Source organism: Edaphobacter sp. 4G125 (assembly GCF_014274685.1).
In the GTDB taxonomy this organism is placed as follows: domain Bacteria; phylum Acidobacteriota; class Terriglobia; order Terriglobales; family Acidobacteriaceae; genus Edaphobacter.
On sequence record NZ_CP060393.1, the window covers coordinates 1,458,713 to 1,475,547 of the forward strand.

The 16,835-nt window shown below is 56.2% G+C and carries 14 protein-coding genes; 10 read left to right on the forward strand and 4 right to left on the reverse strand.

Going from position 1 to position 16,835, the window contains the following annotated elements:
* Positions 1–132: 132 nt before the first annotated feature.
* The 4 genes from H7846_RS06015 to H7846_RS06030 all read right to left on the reverse strand — a co-directional run bounded on the left by H7846_RS06015 (position 133) and on the right by H7846_RS06030 (position 4,221).
* Entirely contained in the window at positions 133–690 is a 558-nt protein-coding gene (locus H7846_RS06015; RefSeq protein WP_186695588.1) for a methyltransferase family protein, read from the reverse strand.
* A 93-nt stretch (positions 691–783) separates the two neighbouring features.
* Complete coding sequence (locus H7846_RS06020; protein ID WP_255460874.1) at positions 784–1,869, reverse strand: glycosyltransferase family 9 protein; 1,086 nt, start codon at positions 1,867–1,869, stop codon at positions 784–786.
* Between the two features lie 12 nt (positions 1,870–1,881).
* Positions 1,882–2,919: a tetraacyldisaccharide 4'-kinase gene (gene lpxK, locus H7846_RS06025; protein WP_186695589.1), complete on the reverse strand. Its 1,038-nt coding sequence runs from the start codon at positions 2,917–2,919 to the stop codon at positions 1,882–1,884.
* A gap of 3 nt (positions 2,920–2,922) precedes the next feature.
* Complete coding sequence (locus H7846_RS06030; RefSeq protein ID WP_255460875.1) at positions 2,923–4,221, reverse strand: 3-deoxy-D-manno-octulosonic acid transferase; 1,299 nt, start codon at positions 4,219–4,221, stop codon at positions 2,923–2,925.
* Positions 4,222–4,280: 59 nt separating this feature from the next.
* Between H7846_RS06030 and H7846_RS06035 the strand changes: the two genes are divergently transcribed.
* The 10 genes from H7846_RS06035 (at position 4,281) to H7846_RS06080 (ending at position 16,820) form a co-directional block, all read left to right on the forward strand.
* Positions 4,281–4,952: a hypothetical protein gene (locus H7846_RS06035; RefSeq protein WP_255460876.1), complete on the forward strand. Its 672-nt coding sequence runs from the start codon at positions 4,281–4,283 to the stop codon at positions 4,950–4,952.
* A 117-nt stretch (positions 4,953–5,069) separates the two neighbouring features.
* A complete protein-coding gene (locus tag H7846_RS06040) occupies positions 5,070–5,864 on the forward strand; it encodes an NIPSNAP family protein (RefSeq protein WP_186695591.1) in 795 nt (264 codons plus the stop codon).
* A 613-nt stretch (positions 5,865–6,477) separates the two neighbouring features.
* A complete protein-coding gene (dxs, locus tag H7846_RS06045; RefSeq protein ID WP_186695592.1) occupies positions 6,478–8,376 on the forward strand; it encodes a 1-deoxy-D-xylulose-5-phosphate synthase in 1,899 nt (632 codons plus the stop codon).
* Between the two features lie 110 nt (positions 8,377–8,486).
* Positions 8,487–9,044, forward strand: coding sequence for a DUF2127 domain-containing protein (locus H7846_RS06050; RefSeq protein ID WP_255460877.1), 558 nt, complete (start codon positions 8,487–8,489; stop codon positions 9,042–9,044).
* Between the two features lie 339 nt (positions 9,045–9,383).
* Positions 9,384–9,824, forward strand: a complete 441-nt coding sequence (locus H7846_RS06055) for a division/cell wall cluster transcriptional repressor MraZ (protein ID WP_186695593.1) — start codon at positions 9,384–9,386, stop codon at positions 9,822–9,824.
* A gap of 77 nt (positions 9,825–9,901) precedes the next feature.
* Positions 9,902–10,804 (forward strand): 16S rRNA (cytosine(1402)-N(4))-methyltransferase RsmH, encoded by a 903-nt coding sequence (rsmH, locus tag H7846_RS06060; protein ID WP_186695594.1) that lies wholly within the window; start codon positions 9,902–9,904, stop codon positions 10,802–10,804.
* Positions 10,805–10,983: 179 nt separating this feature from the next.
* The gene (locus H7846_RS06065; protein ID WP_186695595.1) at positions 10,984–11,511 is read left to right on the forward strand and encodes an FtsB/FtsL family cell division protein; all 528 of its coding nucleotides are present in this window, start codon (positions 10,984–10,986) and stop codon (positions 11,509–11,511) included.
* 44 nt (positions 11,512–11,555) lie between these two features.
* Positions 11,556–13,907, forward strand: a complete 2,352-nt coding sequence (locus H7846_RS06070; protein WP_186695596.1) for a penicillin-binding protein — start codon at positions 11,556–11,558, stop codon at positions 13,905–13,907.
* A 43-nt stretch (positions 13,908–13,950) separates the two neighbouring features.
* Positions 13,951–15,441, forward strand: a complete 1,491-nt coding sequence (locus H7846_RS06075; RefSeq protein ID WP_186695597.1) for a UDP-N-acetylmuramoyl-L-alanyl-D-glutamate--2,6-diaminopimelate ligase — start codon at positions 13,951–13,953, stop codon at positions 15,439–15,441.
* A complete protein-coding gene (locus H7846_RS06080; RefSeq protein WP_186695598.1) occupies positions 15,438–16,820 on the forward strand; it encodes a UDP-N-acetylmuramoyl-tripeptide--D-alanyl-D-alanine ligase in 1,383 nt (460 codons plus the stop codon). Before H7846_RS06075 ends, H7846_RS06080 begins: the two co-directional genes overlap by 4 nt.
* The last annotated feature ends 15 nt before the right edge of the window (positions 16,821–16,835 follow it).

Sequence of the window (16,835 nt, forward strand, 5' to 3'; positions counted from 1 at the left end):
GTGGAACGTTTCGACAGAGCTAACTCACCGGGATTGGAATGGATGGGGTATTCGAACCGCCATAAAACTCGTTCACTGCCATCACTTAAAGAGTTTCTAAACCTCTGAGAATCGCTCTCCGGCGATCTTCACCTACCTTAGCAGCAGAAGACGGGCTGCCAGCACGGCATAAAGAGCTGCAGCACCCATAAGGGCATTGTACTCGCGGTGATGCAGGTATCTCTCCCGCGAAAATCTTCCCGCCGGAAGGTCGTTCTTTGCCGCAGTCAGCCGGGGAAGTAGTCGCGGCACTTGGCGGGCATATTCCTCAAATCCGGCAAAATGAGAGCGCAGATACTCCTCCTCCGAGCGAATCGTCGGCAGATAGATCCCCAGGAACCCCGCCGCAAGCGCCACAAAAATCACCCAGCTCCCCGACGCCCACGCAAAGCCGAAAGCAATCATCATCGAACCCAGGTACAGCGGATTCCGCGTATAGGCATATGGGCCGGTCTGAGTCAGTTCTGCGTTCTTCTTCACATATCCGGCGGCATAGCCCCGCAACCACACCCCTGGAACCACCAGCAACAGGCTCAAAGCCATCAATTTCCACGTCGGCCGCGCCAGCCACAGAAATGCCACTGCGAATACAAATCCCAAAGGCACCCGGATACGTTGCGCAATGCGCTGCCAACTCGTTCGTTCACTCACTCGTCTACCTTACCTTAGCAACCATAAATTGGGTGCCCTATCTTCGGCTCGCGTAGCGAGACTAAGGTGGGGCATTCGCGCTAGACGCGAACCCTAGAGGGCCATCTCGTCAAAACCATCGAGTAATCCCATTGCCGCTTCCACAACCTCCTCCACCGTAATCGCTAGTAGTCCAGCCTCCGGTTCGTTCAGTCTTCTGTGATCGCGACGCTCGCCTCCATGGCGCAGCACACGTGCCTGTGTTCCATATGGACCATTCCGCGCAGGGTCTGTCGGCCCAAACAACGCCACAACGGAACGTTCCAGCGCGGCAGCCAGATGGAGTGGCCCTGTATCTCCAGCAATCACCACACTTGCTCGCCGCGTCAGTTCAATCAGCTGCGGAAGGTTCCCCGCCACCGCCGTTGCATATCCTTCACTTGTTCCCACTACCTTTTGCGCGACTACATCGCCTTCTCTCGATGCATTGACGATCGACCGAATTCCGCGTCTCCCCAACTCCGCTGCGACCGCCCCAAACCTCTCTGCTGGCCACTGCTTTGCTCCCCATCCTGCCGTTGGAGCCAGTAGCGCAAACCCGTCCTTTGCATCAGCAAGGGACTTCGACAAAACCGCATCACACGCCCGTGCCGCTTGTTCGGAGACAGCAAACCTTACCTGAGCTGGTTGCAGTTTCTCCCCCACAGCTCCGCCAAGTAACTCGCATCCCTGCTCGATTACGTGGGGCATTCTCGACTCGATGCGTTTGCCATATAGCCACCGTGCAGGCCGTTCCTTCGGGTCCTCAGGACCGACTAAATTCCCAGCTCGGGACATCCGCCCGATCACTGCCGATCGGATCGACCCCTGCATATCGACACACAGGTCAAATCCTTCTGCAAGCATCTCCCCGCGTAACGTGGCAATTGCCTTGATTGTCTCCATGGAGACTGGCCGCCGCTTCCACTCTCGCGTTGCAGCCAGGATTGTCCTGTCCACCAGCGGCCTTCCCGAAGCCAACTCCGCAGCCTCCAGCAACGGAAGCCAGCGAGATTCTACCACCCACCCAATCTCCCATGCTGGATGTCGTTCGCGAAGCGCTGCCACTGCGGGCATCGTGTGCAGAATATCGCCCATCGCACCGATCCGCACGATCAGTACGCGTCGTGGCTCTCCTTGCATGTCGTTCCGGTTTGCCAAGCGCTCATTCTCTCATGACCGTTCCGGTGCTTTTCTGCGGTCCAGTTCCGAAACCATGCTGATCAGTTGTGCCATTGATTCCTTTTCGTTGATCAGTTCGACTTGCAAACGGGCTAGGATCACCGGTCCTACTGCTTCCAGGCGCTGAAGCATCGGAGCAGTAAGCTTCACGGCATCTTTTTCGGTGGTTACAAAACCGTTGGCTCCCTTTTGCCGAGCTTCCTCCAACAGCCTCGATATATCGCGCTCCTGGTAGCGATAGTGATCCGGGAAAACAACCGTATCCAGCGCTTCATACCGCGAGCTCTTTAGCATCTGGCTGAAGTTCTCCGGCCGTGCAATCCCACAGAACGCCAGCGGCAGCGTCGGCAGCGTGCTTTCCTTTTCTGCCAGGCTTAAAGTTCTGCGAATCGTCCAGACAGCGAATCCATTCCCTCGATCCTGCAAATCTTCGAGAGCCTGTTTCAATTGCGCAGCTTCGTCTTCGCGAACGACAACAACGTCCGCTTCGCTGACTGCTGTCAGCGGTTCACGAAGATTTCCTGCCGGCAGTAACACATCGTTGAGATCGTCCACCGTAAGCAGCACGATATCGATATTGCGCGACAGTCTCAGGTGTTGAAACCCATCATCCAGCAGGTGGACTCCAATTCTGTCGCCGCGCCACTCCTGTTCCGCGAGAAGTCCCGCGCGATAACGTTCGACTCCAGCAAATACGGGAACGCCCGTACGCTGCGCCAGCAGCACAGGTTCATCTCCATGCCATGCCGGATCATCGAACGGCTCGACTCGTTCCACCAGGTTCGAAGCGCGTCCATATCCGCGTGTCAGGATACTCACACCATAGCCTCGACGCCGCAGAATCCCCGCCAGCATCGCCACCATCGGAGTTTTACCCGCTCCACCCGCCGAGACACTTCCGATGCTGATCACCGGCGAAGACAGCCGGTTTCGCTTCAGCCATCCCCAGCGATACATCCTGCGCTTTATGGTCACGATTGCGCCGTACAGCGGCGACAACGGAATCAGCCAGCTTCTCCGTGCATTCATCGTCTAGCCTCTATGCAATCGGCCCAATAGGCCCACAAGAGCGTCCAGAGTTCGTCTCGTCGCTCCTGCCTGTGCTGTAAATACTGCCTGGCCCCGCTGACCCATCTCTTTCGCGCCATTCTCGTTCATCAGCAGATCGGTGACTGCATTCGCTAAATCCGGTGCTGCAACGATACGAACCGCTTTCGCGGCCTGCATCGACACAACAATCTCGCGAAAGTTCTCCCACGATTCTCCCATAATTATGGGAACTCCAAAACGTGCAGGCTCCAACGGATTGTGTCCTCCCATCGGCACCAGGCTGCCCCCCACAAACGCCGCTGTTCCCAAGGAGTACACCGATGCCAGATCTCCAATCGTATCCAGCAAAATCACTCCCTCCTGACCCAGTGAAACTTCTCCTGGCTGCAACTTGCTTGCGCGGACGACATCAAATCCGGCCGCTTCTACCAGTCCCGCAACAATATCGAACCGTTCCGTCCGCCGCGGAGCCAGAATCAACACCGCCTCCGGTGTCACCTCTAGCACCTTCGTCCATGCCTCCAGCAGCATCTTCTCTTCGCCATCCAATGTGCTCCCTGCGACCAGGACCTTCGCTCCAGCAGGAATCTTCTCTCGCAGCAAGGCCGTCATCGCGCTCTCACCCGCGGCCTTGATGTCGTACTTCAGGTTCCCGCTTGTGCGAACCCGTTCTTCCGGAGCCCCTATCTCCACCAGCCGTGTCGCTGTCTCCTCACTCTGCGCTAAGAACAATGAGACGTGTTTCAGAAGCGGTTTCCATAGCGCTCTCAATCGCCGATATCGAGGAAACGACCGGTCCGATACACGCGCATTGATCACTGCAATAGGAATCCCCTCGTTTGCGCACTCCTGCATCAAATTCGGCCACAACTCGCTCTCCATCAGAACCAGAAGCTCAGGGCCCAGCGTCTTCAAATACCTCCGTACCAACACAGCGAAGTCCAGAGGCAGATAGAACACCGGCGACTCCCCGCCCAGCCGCTCACGCGCCAGCTTCTGCCCCGTCTCTGTGGTAGTGGAGACAGCAATCACCCAACCCGGAAGCGCCTTGCGCATCTCCCGTATCAACTCGGTTGCAGCCACCACTTCGCCCACAGAGACCGCGTGCAGCCAGATCGTTCTACGCCCCGCGACAGCGCTCCTCAGTTCGTCAGGAATCCTTCCCAGGCGCCCAGCCAGCCCTGCGCGATACCGTCCACTGGTTGCCATCCGCAGCAGCCACCATGGAGCGCCCAAAATCAGAACGAGCGCCAGCAGCGCGCTATAAATCGCCAGAATCAACCGAAAGGCTCTCCCTTGCTTTACCGGGTGTATCAGCGAAGATGATAATCAACTTGCCTATGAAGTCCTACTTTTTCCGTACGTTACGAAGGTCACTAGCGTTCCTGGCCGTCATGGTTTTCCCTCTGGCAGCAGCTCATGCCGGTAGCAAAAAAGCTCCTCCCGTGCGGCCCGCGCGCGAATATCCTGCCTACGACGCCCACCCTCAGGAGCACGTCACCGTCGCGATCGACCCCTGCACCGAACCTCGCGACTGCGACTTTTTCCGGCTTCCTTACATCCGTCACTCTCTCATACCAGTCCGGGTCATCATCACCAACGACAGCGATGCCGCTCTCAACCTTGAGGAGGTGCGGATGCAGTTCATCTCCGCCAATAACGACAAGCTTCCCGCTGCCACTCTCGACGACATCAACCGCCGCCTCTTCTCCACCAAAGAAGCCAAGGGAACCAAAGTTCCTCTCATTCCGCTCACCATCCACCACCCACCCGTCGACAAAAAGATCACCCAGGACGATCAGGACTTTGGCTTTCCTTCCACAACCGTCGCCCCCCATTCCACCGTGGGCGGTTACCTCTTCTACGATGTCAAGGGTCTCGACGATCCGCCCCTCAAAGGTGCCGAGATCTATGTCAAGATGATCCACACTGCCGCAGGAAAGGAGCTCTTCGCCTTCTCTATCCCCTTCAACAAGTGGTTTGCGGCCAAATCCGGAGCTTCTAGTCGTTAGCGCAACAGCCTCGTCCATCTTCCAAGTGGAGCGACAAAGAATTCCTTATTTTCTTCTAAACCGTTTAACGCTCATAGATTAAACTGGCAAACCTGAACGTAAATCCAAGGAGAACCTGTGCGAAGAAGAAACTTTCTCAAAGCTGCGCTCGCTACCACGGCTGCGTCCCTCACTACCACGGCTGCGACTGCACAAACCTCTAACTCCCCACGAGAGTATTACCAGTTTCGTAAATACATGCTGCGTAGCGGCCCCCAGACGCGCCTGGCCGACCAGTTCTTCTCCTCGGCACTGATTCCTGCGCTCAATCGCCTTGGCCTCTCTCCCATCGGCGCCTTTCGCGTAGAGTTCGGTCCTCAGACACCTACCATCTATCTGCTTATTCCTGGCACAAATCTTGAAACTCTTGTCGACGTCGATCTCCTGCTCGCCAAAGATAGTGAGTTTCTCAAAGCGGCCGAACCCTTCTGGAGTGCCCCTGCAAAAGAGCCTTCCTTCGAGCGCATCGAAAGCACGTTGCTCAAATCTTTCGAGGGTTGGCCAAAGCTTGTTGTACCCGCCGCTGCTGCCAAAAAGGAAAAACGCATCTTTCAGCTCCGTACCTACGAAAGCCCCACTCTTGCCGATCACGTCCGCAAGGTCGAGATGTTCCATCACGGCGAATTCGAATTCTTCCGTCGTTCGGGATGTGGTCAGGTCTTTTTTGGTGACGGGCTTATCGGTCCCAATCTGCCCAAACTGACCTATATGCTTACTTTTCCTGATCTCGAAGCCCTCAACGCTGGATGGGACCGTTTCCGCGCCGATCCGGATTGGAAGAAGCTCTCCGCTGATCCTCGCTATAGCTTCGAAGCAATCGTAAGCAACGTTGACAGCCTTGTCCTTTCTCCCGCGCCGTATTCTCAGGTTTAGAGGCAAGTTAGCATCATAAAAACTAATGTCATCCTGAGTGCAGCAGGCTGCGGTTTTCGGAGTCGAAGGATCTGCGGTTGTGTCGTTCAATAAACCATTGTTTTCTCAAGGTGGGATCCTCCACTCGCAGCCGTTGTAAAGTGGCTGCGAGTGGAGGATTCCATCGCCGTTTCTCATCTGTGAAATCCTGCCATTGCTGCCTACCGTCATTCTGAGCGGAGCGAAGAATCCCCGTATTCATCTCTCTGAAAGCACACTTCACAAACCCGCCCTCCGACACCTGTCAAGCCCTAAACTCGAATAAGTAACTGAATACAATAAACTTATTCATTGCGAACTCATCCTGTTGTAACTTCTATAATGGAAGTAGCGTTGGAAGAGCTCCTCGAAGAGATCAAAACAGTCTGCGCGTGGCAAGTCCGAGCCTAAAGTATCTGGATCGAATACTTTGCGCAAAAAGGATAGGGGGGCCTCTAATATTCCGCTTCCACGTCCGAGGCCGTATACTCAGAAACTGCCATAAGAAGACCGAAGAGTCCTCAGGCTGTCAGTAGCGTCCAATCTCAAGGATCGACTCTAAGAGACTAGGATTTTGCATCTTTCAGGAAGTCAGATGGACGGGATACTAAACAGAATCAAATCTCCAGCAGACGTTAAGAAGCTCTCCATGCCTGAGCTGGAGCGGCTCGCGGAAGAGATTCGTGAGCGCCTCATTACCTCAATAGCCAAGACGGGCGGGCACATCGGCCCTAATCTTGGAGTGGTTGAGTTGACCATTGCGCTCCACTATGTCTTCGATACCCCTGCTGACAGTTTCGTTTTTGACGTCAGCCACCAGGCCTATGTCCATAAGCTGCTCACCGGACGCGAAGATCGTTTCCATACAATTCGCCAGCCTGAAGGACTCAACGGCTTTATGCTGCGCACCGAAAGCGAACACGACAGCTACGGCGCAGGCCACGCCGGAACCGCGCTTTCCGCCGCTCTGGGGATGGCGGTTGCGCGCGATCTCGCAGGCGGCAAAGAACACATCGTCGCTCTTGCCGGGGACGCCGCCTTTACCAACGGAATCTCCTTCGAGGCCCTGAATAATATTGCCGCGCAGACGCGCCGCATGATTATTGTGCTCAACGACAACGCCTGGTCCATCGACAAGAACGTCGGAGCCATCGCCGAGTACTTCCACAAGATCACTGCCAATACCACCTTCAGCAATCTGCATGACAAGGCGGCCGGACTGATCGAGAGGTTCGGAGGAAAAGCTGCGCGCCACGTCGTTCGTAAGGCTGAGGAAGCGGCCAAGGGACTGATCGGTCCGGGCATGCTCTTTGAGGAATTTGGCCTCAGCTACTATGGCCCCATCGACGGCCACAATCTTCCGCTGCTAATCGAGACCTTTAAGTTCCTCAAGCAGCAGAACAAGCCGGTTGTGCTTCACGCCATCACGCAGAAAGGCCGCGGCTTCCAGCCAGCTCTGGAGAAGCAGAAAAAGTTCCACGGCCTCGGACCCTACGACCCCGAATCCGGAGAAACCAAGTCTGCGGGCCAGAAGACCTACTCAGAGATCTTCGCCGAAAGCCTGACCAAGCTCGCCGGGATGAACGACAAGGTTGTCGCCATTACTGCGGCCATGCCCAACGGAACCGCACTGGACCTCTTCCGCCCGCATCATCCTTCCCGCTACTTCGACGTAGGAATCGCGGAAGAGCACGCCGTGATCTTCGCTGGTGGCATGGCGACCAAGGGTTACAAACCCTTTTGCGCTATCTACTCGACTTTTCTGCAGCGAGCCTTCGATCCTATCGTCCATGACATATGCCTGCAAAACCTCCCCGTCGTCTTCTGCATGGATCGCGGTGGACTCAGCGGTGACGACGGTCCCACGCACCACGGGCTCTTCGACATCAGCTATCTCCGCAGTATCCCGAACCTCATCCATATGGTTCCCAAAGATGAAGATGAGTTGCAGGACATGATGTATACCGCCATGTTGCACGACGGTCCGTCAGCTGTTCGCTACCCTCGTGGTATCGGGCCAGGAGTTGCTATCAAAGAAAAGCCTGCTGCGATCGAGATCGGCAAAGCCGAAGTCGTCCACGATCCGGGCCGTGTCGATGTCGCGATCTTTGGGCTCGGAGCCATGTTCTCCGAAGGCACTCGCCTGAAGGAGATGCTTGAACACGAGGGGTTCTCCGCAGCATTGATTGACCCACGTTTCGCCAAGCCCGTCGATCGCAGCTGTCTTGCAGACTTCGGTTCACGTGCTGGTCTGCTGATTACGTTGGAAGATCATGTTCTCGCTGGAGGCTTCGGATCTGCTGTGATGGAAACACTGAACGAGCTGGACCTCAATGTTCCCGTCGTCCGGATCGGATGGCCCGATAGCTTTATCGAGCATGGCAAAGTCGAAGCTCTGCGAGCGAAGTATGGCATCACTGCGGAAGCCGCGCTCGAGAAGGCACGGCCGCATCTTACCCGGCTGATGGAGCGTGTTCTGGCGAAGCACTCATAATGGCAGGATGCTTGAATTAACGCTCCAGTCACAATGTTTCCATCTTGTTTTGTTCGGGTTCTCTGGCTCCGTTGACAATTCGCTTGTTAGCCCGTCAACTGAGAATCAGGATGCCGACTCAATACAGCACGGATCGCGAATGGACGGAGACGATGGAGAAAACCTCCAACGCGAATGAGCATCACCACCGCGATCGCGGCCTGCTGATGATCGGTCTCTTCAAGCTGGGAAAAGCTATCCTGTTCTTCTTCCTGGGAATGGGCGCGATCCATCTGCTCCACAAAGATCTCGGCGACGAGATTATGCGTCTGGCGCGAGAGTTGCGGTTCGATCCCGAAAGCAAGATCGTCTCTCTGATCCTCGAAAAGGTCGACTTGATCGACGATCATCGACTGAAGCTGATCAGCTTGGGGACCTTCGGATACTCTGCGCTTGCTCTTACAGAAGGCATCGGTCTGATGCTCGAGAAGGTCTGGGCAGAGTACCTCACTCTGATCCTGACCGTCTCCTTCCTTCCCTGGGAGCTCTTCGAGCTGAGCCGTCACCCCAACTGGTACCGGTTGAGCCTCCTCCTGATCAATCTCGCGGTCCTCGCCTATCTCGTCTGGCTTTTGAAGAAGAAAAGGGTCGGAGAGAAGAGCCGGGTTCTGTCACGTGAATCCATTTAAAGAAGGGTTCTCAGGAGGTTTCGCCTTTATTTCGCCTATCAAATCCATCTTGCGCTACGCAAGTAACGTTCTTGACATGAACCGGATTAGTAAACCCAATATGTAGTAGTTATCTAGTCAGCTAACCCAATTCGCTGAGTTATCCACATCCCATTGTGGGAATCCCGCTCTTTTTCCTAAATTCCATGCTTTACATGACCTTCTGACTGGAGGACTATGTGGATGGAAGTGGTAAAAAGTGGAGTAAAAGGGACTGGGATGAGCAAAGATTTGCAGAAAGTCTACCTCACGCGGCCCTCCTGCTTCGAAGGTTGAGTAGAAAAAGGTATCGAGGTTGTCATGTTCAGGGGAAATCACCCAACCCGCGTGGACGAGAAAGGCCGGCTGAAGCTGCCGGCTGAGTTCAAGCGCCGGGTGGACGAACTGTACGGGCCCCAGTTCTACATCACCAGCAAGGACGGGAAGCGGGCGGAGGTTTACCCGCTAAAGGAGTGGGAAAAGATCGAGGAGAAGCTGGCCGCGATCCCTTCCATGAACCCGGCTAAGAAGAAGTTTCTGGACGTGACGAACTATTACGGCCAGGTAGCAGAGATGGACGCGCAGGGGAGATTGCTGTTGCCGCAGATTCTGCGGGAGTCGGCAAAGGTTGTGGGAGACGTCGTTGTTCTGGGCTCTCAAACGTTTCTAGAGGTCGTCAACCACGACTCGTTCAAGGCCGAGCTCGAGGCTCAGCCGATGACCGAGACCGATATGGCGGCGCTGGCAGATTTTGGTTTATAGGAAGTCCGGCAAGCTGATTTTTCAGCTTGCTGGAAAACGAAGTTGGCCCCTAGGGGCAGCACAGAAGGCGGGAAGTGATGATGAGACCGCAACATGTGCCGGTTCTTTTAGATGAGGTAATCGAATACCTGAATGTGCGACCTGGCGGAGTAATCGCCGATGCCACGCTCGGTCTTGCAGGCCATTCTTCGGAGATTGCGAGGAGGCTTGGGCCAAAGGGAAAGCTGATCGCGTTTGATCGCGACCCCGAGGCGATGGAGCTGGCGAAGGCGAGGCTTGAAGAGCTTCGCGCGGAGCTGGGCAACGAGATGCCGGAGGTGAAGTTGATTCCCAGGGCATTTTCCACGGCGGCCAGCGAGATTGAACCAGCAAGCCTGGATGGATTGTTGGCAGATATCGGCGTCAGCAGTCTGCAACTGGATGAGGCGCACAGAGGATTTAGTTTTCGGGCCGATGGGCCGCTGGACATGCGGATGGATCCGCGCAGCGAGTTGACGGCCGAACAGGTGGTAAATCAGGAAGACGAAAACGAACTCGCCAACCTGATTTACGAATTCGGAGAGGAAAGGAGGTCGCGGAGAATCGCCAGAGCAATTGTGAGGGCCCGGCCGATTACAACGACGGCAGAACTTGCCAGAGTGGTATCGGCCGCGGCCCCAACAATAAACAGATCTGAGCGAGGCCAGATTCATCCGGCGACGAGAACCTTTCAGGCGCTCCGAATTTATGTGAACGACGAACTGGGAGAGATTGGGAAGCTGCTCGAAAGCGCACCCTCTCTTCTGAAGCCGGAAGGAAGACTGGTTGTCATCAGCTTCCACTCTTTAGAGGACCGGTTGGTTAAGGATGCATTCCGCGAGGCGGGGCGTTCTGAGGTATACGAGGTTTTGACGAAGAAGCCGGTAACAGCCGGTGAGGAAGAAGAAAGAAGAAACCCGCGGTCGAGAAGTGCAAAGCTGCGGGCGGCAATGAAGTTGTGATGGTAATGCTTGGTTCTGAATGGTTTGCGGTACGGAAAAAAGTGATCGGGCCGGGGTTGTCCCACCGTGCTTTCAGGCGAAAGACAACCAGTAGCAAAAAGTCCCATCCTCTATCAACGATCCCGGCCCGGTTTCGTTTTGAGGTGTGAGGCGAAGAAAGAAGTTTTGAGAGGTGCGCGATGGCAGCGTCGGCGATGGCAGGACAACAGATCGAGATCATGGGAGCAGCGGCAGCAAGACCGCAACGCCGCACCGTCTCCATTGCAGAGCGTAATCGCGCCCTGCTCGAAGCGCAGCGCAAAGCCCGTCGCGGCCCCACACCTGAGGTCTTCTTTGCCAAACATCTTGACAATACGCGCCTGGTGAAGGCCGATGATCCGGAGCGTCGCCGCGAGATGCGCCAGTTCGCCACTGTGATGAGCATGCTCTTTGTGCTGGTGATGGTGTACGTGTGGCAGCACTTCATGGCTATCGAGATCGGCTACAAGGTAGAGGCTCAGAAGCAGCAGGTGGAGCAGCTGCGGGAGCAGAACCGCCAGTTTCGTTTAGCTGAGGCACAGCTTACTGATCCCGAGAGGATCGATACTCTGGCCAAGCAGCTTGGTCTCGATGCACCTCAACCCGGCCAGGTAGTACATCCTGATGCAAGCCTGTCGAATGCGCCGGTATGGGCAGAGGCAACGGCTCCGGCGATTGTGGCCCGGTAGGGAAAGGCAGTTGAGAAACAGCGTTTCAGCAGAACAGGATTGAGATGAATCAAGCGCCACGGCAGACTTTAACCGCTCCGATCCGGAGGATACGGTTTGCCCACGTGGCGCTTTTTTTCATGTTCTGGACGGTGGCAGTCAGTCTGCGTCTGGTCTGGCTGCAGGTGGTGCGGCATGGTGAGTTTGTGGAGCGGGCCGCCCGTCAGCAGCAACGGACCTTTGAAGTGGCTCCCCGTCGCGGTATGCTTTACGACCGCAACCTGAAGGAGCTGGCGATGACGGTGCTGGTCGACAGCATCTATGCGGTGCCCAGCGAGCTTGGAGAAAATCGCGCGTCAACTGCGGACCTTCTCGCGAAGATTGTTCACTCCGACCCACTTGACGGTTTTACTACCGAGAAACAGATGCTGGCGCGCTTCAATGCCTCGCGCAACTTTGCCTGGGTGGCAAGACGCGTTTCGGCCGAGACCGCCACGCGTGTTCGTGAGATGAATCTGAAGGGCGTCTACTTCCAGAAAGAGTTCAAACGCTTCTATCCGAATAATGATCTCGCTGCGCAGGTGCTGGGTTATGTCGGTATCGACGACACGGGGTTGGGCGGGCTCGAGCGTGAGTTTGACGACGAGATGCATGGAACGCCCGGTCATGTGCTGACCGCGATCGATGCCAAGCGCCATGTTCTGGGTAGCGAAGAGAGTCAGCCGATGCCCGGTGAAAACCTGGTGCTCTCCATCGATGCGAACATCCAATACATCGCCGAGCGCGCGCTGGATGCCCAGATGGAGAAGATGAAGGCGGCGCATGGGACGGTTGTGGTTCAGGATCCGCATACCGGGCAGATCCTTGCTTTGGCTATCTCGCCACGCTTCAATCCCAACGACCGGCATCACATCGACGCCAGCGTGCTGCAGAATCTTGCCGTAAGCGATGTCTATGAGCCAGGCTCGACCTTCAAACTCGTAACCTATGCAGCGGCACTCGATGGAGCCGGAGTAGAGCCCACGGATATTGTTGACTGCCAGGGGGGGGCCATGACGATGTATGGTCGCACCCTGCATGACGACAAGTCCGATCACTTTGGCCGAGTGACTGTGCAGTATGCGCTTGAGCACTCCAGCGACGTGGGCGCAGCGAAGATGGCGTTGAAGTTGGGGAACCAGAAGTTCTACGACTATATGCGCGCTTTTGGCTTTGGCGATCGCTCGGGAATTGAGCTTCCCAGCGAGACGCGCGGTTTGTTGCGGAACCCGAAGAAGTGGGACGCGACCAGCATCCTTTCGTTGGCAATTGGGCAGGAGATCGGTGTTACGCCGGTACAGCTGGTCACCATGGTCAGCACGATTGCGAATGGTGGAGTCTATATGCCTCCGCATATTTTGTTGAAATCGACCGATCTGATGCGCGGCGATCCAAAGTTGCAGGCTATTGCGTTTCGCCCAACGAATCAACTTCCCTCTCCTCTGCCCGATGGCTCACGCCGTGTTATCAAAGAGCTGACCTCGGCGAAGATGCGCATGATGATGGCTAGCATTGTCACGCAGGGCACTGGTAAATTGGCAGCGCTTAATGGGTATAGTGCTGCGGGTAAGACGGGGACTGCTCAGAAGATCGATCCTGCAACCCGGACCTACTCTCATACAAAGTTGGTGGCCAGCTTTGCAGGTTTTGCTCCTGTAAGTAATCCTGCAATCTCGGTGTCGGTTGTGATTGATACCCCCACAGTGGGTACACGTTACGGAGGCACGACCAGCGCACCTGTCTTTGCAGAGGTGGCACAGCAGGTGCTTGAGTATCTCGGGGTTCCGCACGATCAGCCGCTCAAGACAACGAAGCAGCAACAGATGGTATTGGCGGAGAAAGATATCTCCGAGGATTCGCTGCGGGATAACGGGGCAAATCTGAACCAGATGTTCGCCGACATTAATAATCTTCCAGCAGATGACCCGCTGCGTGCTGCGGCAAACGGTGCTGCGCCTGCGACTTTGGACGTCGAGGATAAATCCATTGCCGCAGCTAAGCCGCCAGTTTCAGCATCTGCGAAACCTATTCCCGCGGCCGAGACAAAAAAGGGGTCCAAGCTCTTTGAACTTCCTGCAAAGATGCTTGCTTCACTTCGCGAGTCGAAGAATGATTCGTCAACCGAGCCTTCCGTGTCTGCACCGAAGGTGAATCCCGCAGTGCAGGTTCGTGATGATGGCGGAGTTGTGGTTGATTCTACAAAGCGAGTTGCGGTGCCTTCGTTTGAGGGCAGCTCTTTGCGAACGGCCGTCGAACGTGCTGGACAGGTGGGGCTTCGTGTGCAGCCCGTCGGCAGTGGTCTCGCGAAAGAGCAGGCTCCTGCGCCGGGAACGATGGTTCCAATGGGAACAGAGATTGTCGTAAAGTTCGCCCGCTAGGATTGCAGCCCGTTTCAAGAACCCCACCTTTAGAATCGTGAACATGAACTGGAAGGATGTCCTGCACGAAGTCGAGACGATAAGCTCCGCAGTGCTGGAGGCTGCCGTTCATGGTGTCCAGTACGATTCGCGCCGGGTGCATCCGGGCGACCTTTTCGTTGCCATGCGTGGTGGCACTGCGGATGGAAACCGATTCATCGATGTTGCGATCGCTCAGGGCGCGAAGGCAGTTCTGACCGATTCTCAAGAAGCTTACGATAAGCTTCGACGCGATCATGTGAACGTAGGTGCTGGGTTGGTCGAACACGGGCGCCGCGCTTTGGCTGAGGCGAGTTCGGCAATCTTTGGCCATCCGCAGCAGCATCTTGCACTGAGCGGAGTCACAGGGACAAACGGAAAAACTACGACGGCCTTTCTGCTCGAAGCGATGCTGAAAAACGTAGGTCGAAGCTGTGTATTGATTGGCACCATTGAGACCCATATCGCTGGAGAGGTGCGTGAGTCCCCGCATACTACGCCTGAGTCACGCGATGTACTGGAGCTGTTTGCCGAGGGAATTAGGGCTGGTGCAACGGAAGCGGTGATGGAGATGTCCAGTCATGCACTGGAACAGGAACGTGTCTGGGGTTTGCCGGTTGACGTGGCGATCTTCACCAATCTGACGCAGGACCATCTGGATTTCCACGGAACGATGGAGCGTTACTTCGCCGCGAAAGCACGCCTGTTTGAAGGAGTTGGCGCACCACCTCCGCGCGTCGCCGTGGTGAATATCGATGATCCTTACGGCTCAAGGCTCGCAGAGAGCCTCGAGCGTTCGCAATTGGTGCGGTATGGATTAGACCCGGAGGCCGATTTTCGTGCAGAGGACGTACAGATTCGTGCGGGAGAAACGAGGTTTGTGCTGAGGACTCCCGCTGGCTCGATTCCGATGCAATCTTCCTTGACCGGACGGGTGAATGTCTACAACCTGCTGGCTGCTTCTGCAGCGGCATGGGCGCGTGGACTCACACTGGAGGAGATCGCCCGTGCAGCTTCCGCAGGCACGCAGGTTCCCGGTCGGTTTGAGGTCGTTCCTTCCAGCAATGGAGTGGCCGTTGTGGTCGACTATGCGCATACCGACGACGCTCTGCGCAATCTGATTGCGCTGGCTCGGGAGTTGGTGCGAGACCACAACGGGCGCGTCATTACTCTCTTCGGCTGTGGTGGCGATCGAGACCGCACCAAACGACCTCGCATGGGGAGAGCAGCAGGCGAGGGAAGCGATCTCGTTGTTCTTACCAGTGACAATCCTCGCAGCGAAGATCCTGAGGCGATCATTGCCGAGGCGCTCGTTGGAGTAAAGGAGACTGGGACGGAATGCATCGTCGAGGAAGATCGCGCAGCTGCGATCGCAAAAGCAGTCCACGCTGCACGTGAGGGAGACATTGTGTTGATTGCGGGCAAAGGGCACGAGAAGGTACAGATGTTGAAGAACGGCGCAATTCCGTTTGATGATGCAGCAATCGCCGCTCGCGTGTTGAAGGAGATTGGATGAAGTTGACGTTAGGCCAGATTGCTGACTGGATTCATGCCGAGGGTGATTTCGATACCTCCGCCGAAGCTCTGGGATATGCCATCGACTCGCGGACCATCGGTGCTGGCGAGCTTTTCTTTGCCGTAAAAGGCGAACGGTTTGATGGCCACGACTTCGTCGCTTCTGCGCTCGCTGACGGAGCAGTCGCGGCCGTTGTAAGCAATGGATGGCTAGTCCCGGCAGAGGTCGACGAAACAAAGCTGCTGCGTGTGGCTGCTGACTGCGAAGACTGCGTACTGAATGCCTTGCAGCGGCTAGCCCATGCTGTGCGCAAAGATTGGGGCGGCCGTGTTATTGGTGTCACCGGTTCTGCTGGAAAGACCACTACGAAGGAAGCGGTCGCCCAGGTGCTCAGTGCGCGCTTTCATGTGCTGAAGTCGGCCGGGAATCTGAATAATGCCTTTGGCGTGCCGTTGCAGCTGTTGCGACTTGAGCGGGAGCATGAGGTCGCCGTGATTGAGATGGGGATGAATCATGCGGGTGAGATCGCGGCACTCGCGAAGATTGCTGAACCCAATTGGGCCGTGGTTTCCAATGTCGCTCCTGTCCACATTGAATTTTTCCCTGATGGCCTCGCTGGAATTGCTCGGGCAAAGTACGAGCTGGTTGAATCGCTTCCTCCCGACGGTATCGCCATCCTGAATGCCGATGATCCCAACGTGAAGGAGTTTGGTCGTGGCATGGGGAATCGCGCCATCTTCTACGGTCTCAGCCAAACCGCGCAGGTTCGTGCCGAGAAGATCGAAGTAGCAGGCATAGAAGGAGTGCGTTTTGAGGCTGTCGTCCACGGCGAGCGGGCTGTAGTACGGCTTCGCCTTTTGGGGCGCCACAACGTATTAAATGCTCTGGCGGCAATTGCTGCTGGCGTGCAAAGCGGAATCCCGCTCGGTGAATGTGCGGCAGCGATTGCAGAGCTTCATCCTGCCGACAAGCGCGGCGAGATACTGTCATGGCACGGCGCGACCTTGATTAATGACTCCTATAACTCCAATCCGCGCGCTCTCGACGCGATGGTTGATGCACTGATGGCGATGCCGGCAGAGCGCCACATCGTGATCGCAGGAGAGATGCTGGAGCTGGGCTCCGAGTCGGAGTCACTTCATCGGGCGTGCGGAACGCGGATGGCCGAACGCGGCGTCTCAAAGGTCCTGGGAATTCGAGGGGCCGCTGCTGCGCTGGTCGGGGGTACTGTTGAGGCTGGTGGAGATGCCACTTTCCTTGCGACTCCGGAAGAGGCTGGCACGTGGATGCGCTCGAACCTGCGCGCCGGAGATGCCGTTCTGCTCAAAGCCTCTCGTGGAGTGCGTCTGGAGAAGGCGCTTGCCGAACTTGGAGATTGAGCCGGTGGAATGAAA